Source organism: Halomonas sp. HL-93 (assembly GCF_900086985.1).
In the GTDB taxonomy this organism is placed as follows: domain Bacteria; phylum Pseudomonadota; class Gammaproteobacteria; order Pseudomonadales; family Halomonadaceae; genus Vreelandella.
Map to the genome: position 1 here is coordinate 2,045,220 of NZ_LT593974.1, position 13,575 is coordinate 2,058,794.

Sequence of the window (13,575 nt, forward strand, 5' to 3'; positions counted from 1 at the left end):
TGCGTTAGATTACCGATTTGAGCGCAGACGGCCATGCCACTGGACGGAGATGCTGCGCGCTTAAGCACGCTATCTCGACCGTGGCGGCGCAAAGACGTTCCTTTTCCCGCCATACGTGCTGCTCAAATGTCATCCGGCAGCGGCCAATGCTGACCACTTTGGCAGTCACGTCAAGCGCATCGTCCAACCGCGCAGGCTTGGCATAATGACAGGACAAGCGATATACCACTAGCTGCGTGCCTGCGTCTAGCAGCGATTGTTGATCAAGTCCAAGAGATCTCAACCATTCGCTGCGGGCACGCTCCATAAACTTCAGATAGTTAACGTAGTAGACAATCCCACCGGCGTCTGTATCTTCCATGTAAATGCGAACCGGCAAGCAAACGGATTGACTCATGGTCGCTGTTCCCCTTGGGCTTCAATAGACGCCTCATGTGGGGCACGCTCAAAATGCAACCATGCTTGCCGGGTAACGACTCGTCCGCGTGGGGTGCGCATCATCAGTCCTTGCTGAATCAAGTAAGGTTCAATGACATCTTCAATGGTATCGCGTTCTTCGCCAATCGCCGCGGAGAGCGAATCGACGCCGACTGGTCCACCGTCAAATTTATCGATCATCGCCAGCAAAAGCCGCCGGTCCATATGATCTAAACCGTGGTGGTCGACATTGAGCATGTTGAGCGCTGCGTCTGCCAGCGTAGCATCAACCGTACCATTACCCTTCATTTCGGCGTAGTCGCGTACACGGCGCAATAGCCGGTTAGCAATTCGCGGCGTGCCCCGTGAACGGCGCGCCACCTCTACGGCACCATCATGATGAGTCTCTACGCCAAGCAGCTTTGCAGAGCGAGTGACGATCTCAGTGAGCTCTGTCAGGTTGTAAAACTCAAGTCGCTGAACGATACCAAAACGATCGCGTAAAGGTGAAGTAAGCAGCCCCGCTCGGGTAGTGGCGCCCACTAAAGTAAAGCGTGGCAAATCTAACTTAATCGAACGCGCAGCTGGCCCCTCTCCAATCATGATATCGAGTTGAAAATCTTCCATCGCCGGGTAAAGCACTTCTTCCACAACGGGAGATAAACGATGGATTTCATCGATAAACAAAACGTCACCGGGCTCTAAGTTAGTAAGCATCGCGGCCAAGTCACCCGCGCGCTCTAGTACCGGTCCTGAGGTAGACTTGAGCCCCACACCCATCTCAGCGGCGATAATGTTGGCCAAGGTGGTTTTACCCAAGCCTGGTGGGCCAAATACCAGCGTATGATCAAGGCTTTCTTCACGTAGGCGCGCGGCGCCAATAAATATTTCCAGCTGCTCGCGAACGCGGGGTTGGCCAATATAATCTTTAAGCCGTTTGGGGCGGATCGCATAATCGATGCGGCCTTCACCCTGCTCTGGCTCAGCGGCAATCAGTCGATCGTGCTCTAGCATAAGCGCTCTTTTTTACGTCCGTGGTTAAACCGCGATCAGCCTTTCATACGCTGCGTTAGTGCCGCTTTAATAAGCGCTTCGGTAGATTGGGAACCATCAAGATCCGCCAACATTCTTGAAGCCTCAGTTAGTTTATAGCCAAGGCTTACCAAAGCCGCCTCCGCGTCTGCCACGCTATTGCGGGCAGCCGCTTGCCCATTGGTCGCTTCAAGAGGTAGCGAGGCACCGCGTCCGCTTTCCCAATTAGGGAAACGGTCGCGCATTTCAATGATCAAGCGCTCAGCGGTTTTCTTACCCACGCCAGGGAGCTTGGTGAGTGCCTTGCTATCGTCATCTCTTACACAACGCATAAAGGCGTCTTCGTCCATGCCTGACAAAATAGCCAGAGCCAATTTTGGCCCCACGCCGTTAACTTTGATCAAGGCGCGAAACAGGGCGCGCTCATGCTCTCGACCAAACCCATAGAGCAGATGAGCGTCATCGCGGATGCTTAAGTGGGTATACAAAAAAACGCGCTCACCTACCATCGGCAGCGCGACTAGCGTCGTCATCGACGTTTCCAGCTCATACCCCACTCCCTGTACATCCACTACAATCCAGGGTGGTTGCTTGTCTATTAACTGGCCTTGAAGCCGTCCGATCATATTTACGCTCACGCTAAGCAAAATCAATCACTACTATAAAGCGACTCTGTACAAGTGACCAGTAGTTAGGGTCTGTTGTGACTTCAGCGCAACCATGAGCGAAACGTCAATAGACCCTAGCGCTTGATCATCAGAGTCGCCAGCGCCCCGCCGAACGTCGACGCCCTCCCCCTCGGGTTGATAGCGCCTGAGGAGCCTGACTGGCGTACGCATGGGTCAGCGCAATAGCCAAGGCGTCGGCAGCATCGGCTTGCGGCGAGGCCGCAAGGTGCAAAATTGCCGCCACCATATGCTGTACTTGCGTCTTATCAGCGCCACCTTGGCCGGTTACGGCCTGCTTGATCTGCCGGGCGGCGTACTCCTCAATCGCCAAGCCGTGGTTGGCCATACACACCAATGCCACCCCTCGCGCTTGTCCCAACTTCAGCGCTGAATCGGGATTTTTTGCCATAAAGACGCGCTCTATCGCCACTGCATTCGGCCGGTGCAATCCCACCACCTCGCCAAGCCCAGCGTATATTTGCGCTAAACGCTGCTCTAGAGCGCCTTCAGCAGTACGAATGCAACCGCTGGCAACATACTGGGGAATCAATCCCTCTAGCTCAATAACACCATAACCAGTAATACGTGAGCCAGGATCAATACCCAGAATGCGCACCGGCGAGGAGGCGGAGGGTGTCTGCATGTAACAGCACTCAGGTTATCCATACAAAAACACCGACGCCTAAGCGCCGGTGTATAAGGGCGACAGAACACTTATTCAGCGTTGGTTTCCGCTTTGGCTTTTTGGCGTAAACGAATATTCAGGTCTTTCAACTGATCTGAACTTACCTCGCCCGGCGCGTCGGTCATCAGACAGGCGGCGCTCTGGGTTTTCGGGAAAGCAATAACTTCACGGATGGTTTTGGCACCGGCCATCAACATCACTAAGCGGTCTAGACCAAAGGCCAGCCCACCGTGGGGTGGCGCGCCGTATTGAAGCGCATCGAGTAAGAAGCCAAATTTCTCCTGGGCCTCTTCCTGACCGATACCCAAAATATCAAATACCGTGCTTTGCATGGTTTGATCATGGATACGGATCGAACCGCCGCCGAGCTCCGTACCATTAAGCACCATATCATAGGCTCGGGATAGCGCGTTCGCCGGGTCTTTCTTGAGAGCTTCAGGTGAGCAGGATGGCGCGGTAAAGGGGTGGTGTAACGGGCTTAGTCGACCGTTAGCGTCCGCTTCGAACATTGGGAAGTCCACTACCCACAGAGGAGCCCAGGCTTGAGTATACAAGTTGAGGTCCGCGCCAAGTTTAACGCGTAGCGCACCGATGGCTTCGTTGACGATACGAGTTTTGTCAGCACCAAAGAAAATAATATCGCCGTCTTTAGCATCAACACGATCGAGCAACTCCTCGACCACGTTTTCCATGAACTTCACAATCGGTGATTGAAGCCCCTCAAGCCCTTTAGCGCGCTCGTTAACCTTGATCCAGGCGAGCCCCTTGGCGCCGTAAATACCGACAAATTTGGTGTATTCGTCGATTTCCTTGCGTGACAACGAAGCGCCGCCGGGTACTTTTAGCGCAGCAACTCGACCGTCGGAGGCGTTGGCTGGACCTGAGAACACCTTAAAGTCGACCTGCTGCATCAGGTCATCAACGTCGGTCAATTCAAGCGGGATGCGCAAATCTGGCTTGTCTGAACCAAAACGGTCCATAGCTTCCTGCCAGGTCATGCGCGGAAATGTGGCTAACTCGACATCAAGCACTTCCTGGAAGAGCTGGCGAATCATGGATTCGGTAATGTCCATGATGTCGCTTTCTTCGACGAATGAGGCCTCAATATCGATTTGCGTGAACTCAGGCTGACGATCGGCGCGTAGATCTTCATCACGGAAACATTTGGCAATCTGGTAGTAGCGGTCAAACCCCGCCACCATCAATAACTGCTTGAATAGCTGAGGTGACTGCGGCAGCGCAAAGAAACTACCTGCATGAGTGCGGCTTGGCACCAGGTAGTCACGGGCCCCTTCCGGCGTTGCACGCGTCAATACCGGCGTTTCAATATCCAAGAACCCTTGGTTTTCGAGATACGCACGGACATTGTGCGATATGCGAGAACGCAGACGCAGCTTGTCGATCATATCCGGACGGCGTAAATCGATGTAGCGATGCTTAAGACGCACCTCTTCACCGACTTTGCCATGCTCATCAAGCTGAAAAGGCGGTGTGACAGCGGTGTTAAGCACTTCGACGTCTTTTGCCAGTACTTCAATCATCCCTGTCGGCATGTTGGGGTTTTGCGTGCCTTCGGGGCGCAGTCGCACACGGCCCGTAATGCGCAGAACGAACTCATTACGAGCGCGGTCTGCATTGGCAAACGCCTCGGCGGTATCCGGATCCACCACGAACTGAGCGACGCCATCGCGATCGCGCATATCGAGGAAAATAACCCCACCGTGGTCACGGCGGCGATGTACCCATCCGCATACGGTGACCGTCTGGTCTACCAAGGTTTCGTTTAGCTGGCCGCAATAATGACTGCGCATGTCTCATCCTGTTGTGTTTCGTGGCAAAAGTGATCGTAGGCCTTACCGGCCCTGACAACGCCGGCTAAGCCGCCGTGTCTTTTTTCTTGGGCTCTGAACTGGCGCTTTTTTGGCCACCAGTCTCTGCTGTTGCGCTTTTCGCGTCAGCAGCTAAATTCTTTTTACTGCCGGTTTTGAAATCCGTCTCATACCAGCCGCCACCGGCTAATCGGAAGCCTGCAGCTGATACCAGACGCGATAAGCTAGCACTTTCACAGGCTGGGCAGTCCGTTAACGGATCCGCACTGATTTTTTGCAATTTATCCATGCGATGGCCGCAGGCCTTGCACTCATATTCATAGATGGGCATGTTGATGGCTCCTGAAAAGCTCAACTCCGACAAAAAACAGCAGTATAAATGCTGACAAGCTGCGATATGCGGCCAGTCGGGATAAATTCCAAGGCGATGATTATTTACGCCACGTTATTATACCCTTTTGTGCCCCCTGCCGAGCAAGGCTATACGTCTCCGGTGGGTTATGGAGGTCAGAAAATGCTTAATGCAGTGATGCTGGATGCCGATAGCCTTGGCCCACAAATTGATCTAACCGCTATCCGCAGCGTGGTATCTCACCTTGGGGTGTTTGGCCAAAGCTCCCCTCAGCAAGCTCGCGAACGCTTGGTTAATGCCGATATCGCGATTGTAAACAAAGTAGTCTTGGATGCGGAAACGCTACAACAATTACCGGATCTTAAATTGATCTGTGTGCTCGCCACGGGGCTGAACAACATCGACCTGGACGCCGCCAAACAACAGGGCATTGAGGTTAAAAATGTGACGGCCTACGGCACCGCCAGTGTATCGCAGCACACCTTGATGCTTATGCTAACGCTGGCAAACAGACTACCGCTGTATCAACGGGATGTGGCGGCAGGCGCATGGCAGAAAAGTGACTTCTTTTGCCTGCAGCATTATCCAACGTTGCAGCTGTCGGGCAAGCATCTGGTGATGGTAGGCCAAGGCGAACTTGGCTCAGAAGTTGCGCGTCTGGCTGAAGCGCTGGGAATGCGCGTTAGCTTTGCGGCCCGCCCGGGTAATGAGGCTAACGATACCCGGGCGTCGCTTGACGAATTACTGCCCGAGGCTGACGTTATCAGTCTGCACTGCCCACTTAATGAGTCGACAAGCCACTTGATCAATGCCGCGCGCCTTGCCAGGGCAAAATCGTCGCTCTTGCTGATCAACTGCGCCCGTGGGGGAATTATCGATGAAGAAGCTGCATTAGCGGCGCTAAAGAATCAACAAATCGGAGGCCTGGCTGTCGATGTGTTACCTCAAGAACCACCGCGGGAAGGCCATCCGCTATTGTCAGCGTTGGCCGAACCTCTCAATTTGATTGTCACGCCCCATAACGCTTGGGTTACCCCGGAGGCGAGGCAAAACATTGTCAGCTTAACCGCTGACAATATTCAGCAGTGGGAAGCAAAACGTTAATAATTCGCAAAATGATCCGGGGCGTGGCACTGATCCAGCACGTTAAATTCAACGTGGGTCACCTGCGCCCCCTCTGGGCCTCTCCACAACCACTCGCTAACCGTTTTCACATTTTCCGGACTGCCGCAAAGCAGTACTTCTACACGGCCATCGGGCAAGTTTTTTGCGTAGCCCGTCAAACGCTGCTGGAGCGCCTGCTGCTGAGTAGAACGGCGAAACCATACACCTTGCACTTTGCCTGTCACCAATGCACGTACACAACATTCGGCCATTGTTGCCTCCGGTTCCTAGCTGTCGACACTTTCTTGATATTTAATCACAACGGCGCTATTGCGTGGCACCAGTGGCCGACCTCTGCGCAGTAAAAGAGACCTTGTAAACGCAGCACCAAACAACAAAATAAGCGATGAATAGTAAACCCATAGCAATATCATCACCACCGATCCGGCCGCCCCGTAGGTCGAAGCAGTGGCTGTGTATGCTAAGTAAACGGCAATAACGCTGCGGCCAATTGTGAATAGTACGGCGGTCACAAGCGCCCCAATAAACACATCCTGCCAACTTAACACCACATCGGGCAAGACTTTAAAAATCGTCGCGAAAAGCAGTGCTACCACCATGAGCGAAATCAATGACTCGGCTAATTGGCTGAGAAAACCAACATATGGCAGCAATTGATCAGCTGCCCCTAGCGCGCCGCGAATCGCCACGCCCATTACCAACGACACCAGCAATATAAACCCGATGGAGAGCACCACCGTTAACGAGAGTATGCGATTTTTTATAAATACCAGCGCCCCATTAGCAGTCGGCTTTGCGGTCACCCCCCAGATCGTATTGAGCGAAAACTGCATTTGCGCAAATACCGTCGTCGCACCAACCATGAGCGCCGCGATCCCCAGCAACGTAGGCATAATGCCCGCTTCTTGAATACGCGATTGAGCAACGGCTTCTTCCACCACCGCCGCGGCGTCACTACCGATAGTGCCTTGCAGCTGAGCCACAATCTGCCCTTGAGCCGCCTCCTCTCCCAGCACAAGGCCAATGACGGTGACCGCAATAATAATGGTAGGCGCCAGTGAAAAGAGGGTGTAAAACGCCAGGGAGCCTGCATAGCTGAAGGCATTGCGCTTCAACCACAGTGACGCTGAATCCTTGATAACGTTGCCCCAAAAATAAGCACTGCGTTTGAGCATGACGACTCCCTAGTGATTGATATAGGGTCAGTTATCCATGACCTATTTTAATTAGCATACCCAATCAAACCGTTGGCTGCAGAGCTAGATTGCGCCACCTAGCCAAGCCCACCATAATGCTCAGCTAATCACTTGCAGACAAAGGACAGCCTCGCATGCCCACTGATGCCCCTCATCCGAGCAAGGCCTACGACTTTGACTGTCTCGTCTTCATTGGCCGTTTTCAGCCACCGCACATGGGCCACCTGGCGGTTATTCGTGAGGCACTCAAGCAAGCGCGTCAGGTAATTGTATTGGTGGGGTCATCCTGGCAAGCACGCTCGTTACGCAACCCATGGCGATTCGAAGAGCGCGAGGCAATGCTGCGTTCGGGATTTGACGAGGAGGATCACCAGCGATTGGAAATTACGCCGCTGCTCGATGCCCTTTATAACGACGATGTATGGGTTCGGGACGTCCAGCGTAAAGTGCGCGACCTGGCAGCGCCGGCAAACGCCCGGCTGCCACGGATCGGCCTGATTGGGGCTAGCCGTGGGCAATCAAGCTATTACCTATCGTTATTTCCCCAGTGGGAATCGGTAAGCGTCCCGTTGATCGAAGGCATTTCCGCCAATCATATCCGTGAACGCCTATTCCGCTCGCCCGGCTCTACAGACGATTATCTAAGCACAGGGGCTTACCACGATTTACCGCCTGGAGTGGTTGAGCGGGTACAAAATTTCTGCCGGGACAGCGACTACGAGCAACTGCTAGAGGAACAGCAGCTCTTGGACCAATATCGTCAAGCATGGCAACAAGCGCCCTACCCACCTATTTTTGTCACGGTTAATGCCGTAGTGGTCCAATCGGGCCATGTGCTGCTAGTACGACGCACCGCGGCGCCGGGTAAAGGCCTGTTTGCGTTACCTGGTGGGTTTATCAACCCTCATGAACGCCTACTGGATGCATGTCTGCGCGAGTTACGCGAACGCATTCGTTTAAAAGTACCTGAGCCAGTTCTAAAAGGTTCATTAAGAGGCCAACGCTTGTTTGATGAGCCTCACCGGAGCTGGCGAGGCCGTACGCTAGCCGAGGCGTTTTATTTTGCATTACGCCCCGATCAACAGCTGCCCCGCTTAAAACCCGTTAAGGGCGGCGATCATGCCCGCTGGGTTGCGTTGGCTGACCTGGAGCCCGACAGTCTATTTGAAGACCATTTTTTCATTATCCAAAACTTTCTAGGCTTGCCCGCGGACTTTAGTAGCGCGCTGTCGCATTAAGCCTAATGATTAGCCTTGCAGAAAATCCCGTGGCAGCTTCATCATTTGCCGCCACAGGCGTTCGACGCCGGGTTTATGCACCAACGAGCATCGGTATAGCCGTATTTCTAGTGGAATATCCCATTGAGCATCGGCGGCGCGCACCAAGCGACCGCTTTTTAGCTCCTCCCGGATACAGAAATCAGGAATCCACGCCATACCAACTCCTTGCAATACCATTCCCTTTAGCCCTTCTGCCATGGCAGTTTCATAGACCGTGCGCAGCTTCATGCGCAGGGGGTCGTTTTTGAGTAGCATGCGAACGCTGCGCCCCAGGAAGGCCCCTTGCGTATAGGCCAGATAAGGCACTGAGCTGTCGTGCTGGAGCGAGAACATTGGCCGACCCTTTGCATCAGGCAAGGACACCGGCAGCATATTGACATTGCCGATTGAAAAAGACGGAAACACTTCGGCGTCTAACTGCATGGTGGCAAAGGGATCATAATAGGCCAGCATAAGATCACAGTTTCCCTCTCGCAGAACGTGAATTGCCTCCCCAACGTTCATGGCAACCAATCGGGTTGGCAGCTCACCGAGACCTTTCTGCAAGCGAGATATCCAGGGCGGATAAAAGCTCAACGCTAATGAGTGGGCGGCGACTATATCCAACGCCTCATTGGCCATCGAAAGTCCGCGCAAATGGCCTAGCGATTCAGCGAGCTGCTCAACTAAGTTGCGTGCTGTGACCAGAAATAGTTGACCTTCTGATGTCAAACCCACCGGCGTCGTCGAGCGGTCCACCAACGTAACCCCTACTGCCTGCTCCAAGGCGCGAATCCGGCGGCTAAAGGCTGGCTGAGTGACGTGCCGCTGCCTTGCCGAGGCGGAAAAACTACGCGTATTGGCCAATGCAACGAAATCTTCTAGCCACTTTGTTTCAAGGTTCACCTACGACTCCTTGTCACCCTAAAGGTCTAAATTAATCTGACACCGAGCCGTTGAGCTACTGAATCGGGGCGGTTAAATAAGCGGCGCGCGAGACGACTTTTTTCCACCAGGGGCGTTGAGCAATTTCGTCCAGCCCGATACGTCGGCACTGCGCAAAGTCTTTTTCGAGCATCACCCGAACCTGGGCGGCCACAGCGGCACTAGGCATAAACGCTGTAATTTCAAAGTTTAAACGGAAAGAGCGATTGTCCATATTAACCGTGCCCACGGTAGCCGCCTTATTATCGACAAGCATCACCTTTTGATGCAAAAATCCAGGAAGATAACGGTATATTTTTACGCCTGCACGTAGCATATCGGGTAGAAACGAGAACGCCGAAAGAAATACCAATAAATGATCAGGGCGTTCGGGAATCATCACGCGAACATCTACGCCGCGCATCGCGGCTAAACGAAGAGCATCCTGTACTCCCTGATCAGGAACGAAGTAGGGGCTGGTGACCCAGAGCCTTTCTTCGGCACTTTGTATTACCTGCTGTATCAACAAGCTCGCAGTATCTTGCCGGTCCGCAGGGCCGGAAGGGACTACCACCACGTGATGGTTGCTGGCGAACGTTTCCTGTGGCTGCCAATCTAACGTAATGACCTCACCGGTGGCCCAATGCCAATCTTCCCAGAAGGCTTCCTGCAAACCCAAAACACTAGGTCCTTGCAGCTTTAGATGGGTATCTCGCCAGGCACCACGACTGGGGTCTTCCCCCAAATACTCCACGCCCACGTTGAATCCACCGAGCCAGCCTTCCTGGCCATCCACTACCATTACTTTACGGTGATTTCGAAAATTTAACTGAAAGGGGTGTTTTAGACCGCGGGAGGAGCGAAACGCACTCACTTCAATACCTGACTGAGTTAAGTCGTTTAAATAGCGCTCACTGAGTTTGCGACTTCCCATTTCATCATAAAGGAAATAGATATTGACGCCGCGACTAGCGGCTTGCTGAAGATATCCCATCAATCGACGCCCAAGGGCATCGTCTCGCACGATAAAAAACTGCAGCAAAATATAGCGCTGTGCGTGCTCGATGCCTGCAAATAGACTATCGAACGTCGCCTTACCATCGATCAATAAGGTTGCTTGGTTGCCATGCGTCATCGGCATCATGGCTAATTGCTCAACCGCCTGGACGTCGGCACTTTTAGACGGAACAGAATAAGGATCAACGTGGGTGCGATAGCGGACTAGCATACGGCGTAAGATATTATCTCGTACGCCCCGCGCGGTGACATAACCATAAAACCGCGGCCGACCAAACAGCCAATAGGCAGGCACCGCGACATAAGGAAACGTTAACAGTGAGATAATCCAGGCGACCGCCCCCTGGGAGGTTCGGCTTGACATCAAAGCCATCACCGCTGAAACGATGCCTAGCACGTAGATTAATAATATGCCGGTCCCTAGCAACCACGAGGTCATAGTGGTGTCCTCAATATGCGTGTTAATTCCGTGCGCTGTACCTGTCGGCATGGATAAAGGCCCCACCAATGGCGGGGCCTTTTAAGCCAAGGATATTTTACTCTACGCGTAGCTTACGCCGTTTGGGCGATGATTTCTTTCCACTTGGCAGGGCCAGTCTGGTGCACCGAAGTTCCTGCGCTATCCACGGCCACAGTTACGGGCATGTCTTCCACTTCAAATTCGTAAATGGCTTCCATACCTAGATCTTCAAAGCCAACCACACTAGACTTCTTAATCGCCTGAGCAACGAGATAGGCCGATCCACCTACCGCCATCAGATAAACTGCTTGGTTATCGCGAATAGCGTCGATCGCCGCCTGACCACGCTCGGCTTTACCCACCATTCCCAACAAACCGGTTTCCTCAAGCATGGTGCGGGTAAACTTATCCATGCGCGTTGCGGTCGTGGGTCCGGCGGGTCCTACCACTTCATCGCCAATGGGGTCGACGGGGCCGACGTAATAGATGAAACGGCCCTTCATATCCACGGGTAGCGGTTCGCCCTTGGCAAGCATATCCACCATGCGCTTGTGCGCGGCGTCGCGGCCGGTGAGCAGCTTACCATTGAGCAGCAGCGTGTCCCCGGGCTGCCAGGTTTTGACGTCTTCCGGGGTCACGGTATCGAGGTTGACGCGCTTGACGTTATCGCCAGCCTCGCGGGTGATTTCCGGCCAGTCTTCGAGCTTAGGCGCCGGCAGGGCCACGGGGCCCGAACCGTCCAGGGTAAAGTGCGCATGGCGGGTAGCGGCACAGTTGGGAATGATGGCGACCGGCTTGTTCGCCGCATGGGTCGGATAATCCTTGACCTTGATATCCAGCACGGTGGTTAAGCCGCCCAGCCCCTGAGCCCCAATGCCGCTTTTGTTGACCTTGTCGAACAGCTCAAGACGCAGTTCCTCGGCGCGGTTGCTCGCGCCACGTGCCTGAAGCTCCTGGATATCGATCGGCTCCAGCAGTGCTTCCTTGGCGATCTCCATGGCCTTTTCCGCCGTACCGCCAATGCCGATGCCCAGCATGCCCGGCGGACACCAGCCGGCCCCCATCTTGGGCAGCTGCTCCATCACCCAGTCCACGACGCTGTCAGACGGATTGAGCATGGCAAACTTGGATTTTGCTTCGCTACCACCGCCCTTCGCTGCCACGTGAATATCGACCTTGTCGCCCGGCACGAGCTTATGGTGGATAATCGCGGGCGTGTTGTCCTTGGTGTTTTGACGCTTGCCGTCGGGGTCTGCCAGCACCGAGGCGCGCAGGATATTGTCGGGAAGCTGATAGGCGCGGCGCACGCCCTCGTTGACCATGTCATCCAGGCTCATGTCGGCGTCCCAGGTCACCTGCATGCCTACGTGGACAAAGACCGTCACGATGCCGGTATCCTGGCAAATTGGCCGATGACCCGTGGCGCACATCCGCGAGTTGATCAGAATCTGCGCAATCGCGTCCTTGGCAGCGGGGTTTTCTTCGCGCTCATAAGCGGCCGCCATGGCGTCGATAAAGTCTTTGGGATGATAGTAGGAGATATACTGCAGGGCATCGGCAACGCTTTGAATCACGTCGTCCTGGCGAATCACGGTCATGGACAAACAGCTCCTTGGTTATCGTCTTATCGGCAAGCCTAAGCGATCTTTTGCCGCAAGGGCCTGCTCGGCTTTACGCATTATACCGTATTGGCCCCACCCCGGCAGCAACACCAACGTCATAGAAACGAACAGATATAGGCAGTTGCCAAATTTAAAACGATACAAGATAACGGTATAAATTATGGTGTATTAACCTGACAGCCCGGGCACCAATACAGCCGCCTGGACCCTACCATGGTGCGCTCGATGACCTCGCCGCAGCGGTGACAGGAAAGCCCGGCCCGCTCGAAGACGCTGAACCGCCATTGGCGACGCGGTTCGCCGGCGGTGATGGCCTGCTCAATCCAGGCTTTGGTATTAGTGACGCCCGCCTGTTCATACGCCTGACGCGTCACTTGGATAATACAGGTGGCCAGCTGATGGCGCTGAGACTCGGTCAAGTCAACCGGACGTTGCTTGGGGTGGCACTGGGCAAAGAACAGAATTTCTGAGCGCAGGTAATTACCCAACCCCGCGACAAGACCCTGGTCGAGTAACAGACCACCCAAGCGACGGCGTAGAAAGGCGCGTGAGGCAAGCCGCACCGCCACGTCATCAGCGGTCAGCGAGTGGCTGAGCAAATCCGGCCCCAGCCGAGATAAAAAGGGATGTTGCTTCAGATCTTGCGCATGCCAGAGCGAAATATCAGACGCACTGTAGAGACTCGCCGCCCTACCGTCGGCCACCAGACGAACGCGCAGCGAGCGCTTGGTGGAAGGAGGCTTGGCCGCGTCGTGGAGTTTCCACACGCCGTATAGCTGGTTGTGGGAATACAGCACCTGCTGGTTGGCAAAGCGCAGCAGCATGGCCTTCCCCCAGGTATCCACTGCGTCGACGCGAACCCCCTCCAGAACGTTTGCCTGCTCGGCAAGCTCAGGAAAGGCAAACCAGGCCTCGTCGACCACCCTGCCGCCAATCTGAAGCTGAATCTTGTCCGCCGCGCGACGGATTTCCGGGCCTTCAGGCATGCC

14 protein-coding genes are annotated in these 13,575 nt (G+C 54.3%); 2 read left to right on the top strand and 12 right to left on the bottom strand.

Annotation, left to right across the window (positions count from 1 at the left end; genetic code table 11):
- Nucleotides 1-4 precede the first annotated feature (4 nt).
- From ybgC to GA0071314_RS09455, 6 genes are all read right to left on the bottom strand, one after another.
- On the bottom strand, nt 5-397 hold the full coding sequence (ybgC, locus tag GA0071314_RS09430) for a tol-pal system-associated acyl-CoA thioesterase (protein ID WP_074396403.1): 393 nt from the start codon (nt 395-397) through the stop codon (nt 5-7).
- Nucleotides 394-1,431 (bottom strand): Holliday junction branch migration DNA helicase RuvB, encoded by a 1,038-nt coding sequence (ruvB, locus tag GA0071314_RS09435; protein ID WP_074396404.1) that lies wholly within the window; start codon nt 1,429-1,431, stop codon nt 394-396. Before ruvB ends, ybgC begins: the two co-directional genes overlap by 4 nt.
- A gap of 35 nt (nt 1,432-1,466) precedes the next feature.
- Complete coding sequence (gene ruvA / locus GA0071314_RS09440; protein ID WP_074396405.1) at nt 1,467-2,075, bottom strand: Holliday junction branch migration protein RuvA; 609 nt, start codon at nt 2,073-2,075, stop codon at nt 1,467-1,469.
- 130 nt (nt 2,076-2,205) lie between these two features.
- Entirely contained in the window at nt 2,206-2,760 is a 555-nt protein-coding gene (ruvC, locus tag GA0071314_RS09445; RefSeq protein WP_074396406.1) for a crossover junction endodeoxyribonuclease RuvC, read from the bottom strand.
- 71 nt (nt 2,761-2,831) lie between these two features.
- Nucleotides 2,832-4,613, bottom strand: a complete 1,782-nt coding sequence (gene aspS / locus GA0071314_RS09450) for an aspartate--tRNA ligase (RefSeq protein ID WP_074396407.1) — start codon at nt 4,611-4,613, stop codon at nt 2,832-2,834.
- A 64-nt stretch (nt 4,614-4,677) separates the two neighbouring features.
- The gene (locus tag GA0071314_RS09455) at nt 4,678-4,962 is read right to left on the bottom strand and encodes an FmdB family zinc ribbon protein (RefSeq protein WP_074396408.1); all 285 of its coding nucleotides are present in this window, start codon (nt 4,960-4,962) and stop codon (nt 4,678-4,680) included.
- 183 nt (nt 4,963-5,145) lie between these two features.
- On the opposite strand from GA0071314_RS09455, the gene GA0071314_RS09460 reads away from it, so the two are divergent.
- Entirely contained in the window at nt 5,146-6,087 is a 942-nt protein-coding gene (locus GA0071314_RS09460; RefSeq protein WP_074398495.1) for a D-2-hydroxyacid dehydrogenase, read from the top strand.
- On the opposite strand, the gene GA0071314_RS09465 is transcribed toward GA0071314_RS09460, so the two are convergent.
- Nucleotides 6,084-6,359 carry an acylphosphatase gene (locus GA0071314_RS09465; protein WP_074396409.1) on the bottom strand — a complete coding sequence of 92 codons (276 nt, stop codon included), beginning with the start codon at nt 6,357-6,359 and terminating at the stop codon, nt 6,084-6,086. The two genes, GA0071314_RS09460 and GA0071314_RS09465, sit on opposite strands and share 4 nt — an antisense overlap.
- A 15-nt stretch (nt 6,360-6,374) precedes the next feature.
- Nucleotides 6,375-7,283 carry a YihY/virulence factor BrkB family protein gene (locus tag GA0071314_RS09470; RefSeq protein WP_074396410.1) on the bottom strand — a complete coding sequence of 303 codons (909 nt, stop codon included), beginning with the start codon at nt 7,281-7,283 and terminating at the stop codon, nt 6,375-6,377.
- Between the two features lie 155 nt (nt 7,284-7,438).
- Between GA0071314_RS09470 and GA0071314_RS09475 the strand changes: the two genes are divergently transcribed.
- Nucleotides 7,439-8,542 carry a bifunctional nicotinamide-nucleotide adenylyltransferase/Nudix hydroxylase gene (locus tag GA0071314_RS09475; protein WP_074396411.1) on the top strand — a complete coding sequence of 368 codons (1,104 nt, stop codon included), beginning with the start codon at nt 7,439-7,441 and terminating at the stop codon, nt 8,540-8,542.
- Nucleotides 8,543-8,551: 9 nt separating this feature from the next.
- Here the strand turns inward: GA0071314_RS09475 and GA0071314_RS09480 are convergent, their stop codons facing one another.
- The 4 genes from GA0071314_RS09480 to nei form a co-directional block, all read right to left on the bottom strand.
- A complete protein-coding gene (locus GA0071314_RS09480) occupies nt 8,552-9,469 on the bottom strand; it encodes a LysR substrate-binding domain-containing protein (RefSeq protein ID WP_074396412.1) in 918 nt (305 codons plus the stop codon).
- Nucleotides 9,470-9,524: 55 nt separating this feature from the next.
- Nucleotides 9,525-10,943: a cardiolipin synthase gene (gene cls / locus GA0071314_RS09485; protein WP_074396413.1), complete on the bottom strand. Its 1,419-nt coding sequence runs from the start codon at nt 10,941-10,943 to the stop codon at nt 9,525-9,527.
- A gap of 113 nt (nt 10,944-11,056) precedes the next feature.
- Nucleotides 11,057-12,562 (bottom strand): fumarate hydratase, encoded by a 1,506-nt coding sequence (locus tag GA0071314_RS09490; protein ID WP_074396414.1) that lies wholly within the window; start codon nt 12,560-12,562, stop codon nt 11,057-11,059.
- Nucleotides 12,563-12,744: 182 nt separating this feature from the next.
- Nucleotides 12,745-13,572, bottom strand: a complete 828-nt coding sequence (gene nei, locus GA0071314_RS09495; protein ID WP_074396415.1) for an endonuclease VIII — start codon at nt 13,570-13,572, stop codon at nt 12,745-12,747.
- Between the last annotated feature and the right edge of the window lie 3 nt (nt 13,573-13,575).

Coding starts and splice junctions, on each gene's coding strand:
- GA0071314_RS09465 (WP_074396409.1), bottom strand. CDS start 6,359: ATGGCCGAATGTTGTGTACGTGCATTGGTGACAGGCAAAGTGCAAGGT.
- GA0071314_RS09460 (WP_074398495.1), top strand. CDS start 5,146: ATGCTTAATGCAGTGATGCTGGATGCCGATAGCCTTGGCCCACAAATT.
- GA0071314_RS09475 (WP_074396411.1), top strand. CDS start 7,439: ATGCCCACTGATGCCCCTCATCCGAGCAAGGCCTACGACTTTGACTGT.
- GA0071314_RS09470 (WP_074396410.1), bottom strand. CDS start 7,283: ATGCTCAAACGCAGTGCTTATTTTTGGGGCAACGTTATCAAGGATTCA.
- nei (WP_074396415.1), bottom strand. CDS start 13,572: ATGCCTGAAGGCCCGGAAATCCGTCGCGCGGCGGACAAGATTCAGCTT.
- ybgC (WP_074396403.1), bottom strand. CDS start 397: ATGAGTCAATCCGTTTGCTTGCCGGTTCGCATTTACATGGAAGATACA.
- ruvB (WP_074396404.1), bottom strand. CDS start 1,431: ATGCTAGAGCACGATCGACTGATTGCCGCTGAGCCAGAGCAGGGTGAA.
- GA0071314_RS09490 (WP_074396414.1), bottom strand. CDS start 12,562: ATGACCGTGATTCGCCAGGACGACGTGATTCAAAGCGTTGCCGATGCC.
- GA0071314_RS09455 (WP_074396408.1), bottom strand. CDS start 4,962: ATGCCCATCTATGAATATGAGTGCAAGGCCTGCGGCCATCGCATGGAT.
- ruvA (WP_074396405.1), bottom strand. CDS start 2,075: ATGATCGGACGGCTTCAAGGCCAGTTAATAGACAAGCAACCACCCTGG.
- ruvC (WP_074396406.1), bottom strand. CDS start 2,760: ATGCAGACACCCTCCGCCTCCTCGCCGGTGCGCATTCTGGGTATTGAT.
- cls (WP_074396413.1), bottom strand. CDS start 10,943: ATGACCTCGTGGTTGCTAGGGACCGGCATATTATTAATCTACGTGCTA.
- aspS (WP_074396407.1), bottom strand. CDS start 4,613: ATGCGCAGTCATTATTGCGGCCAGCTAAACGAAACCTTGGTAGACCAG.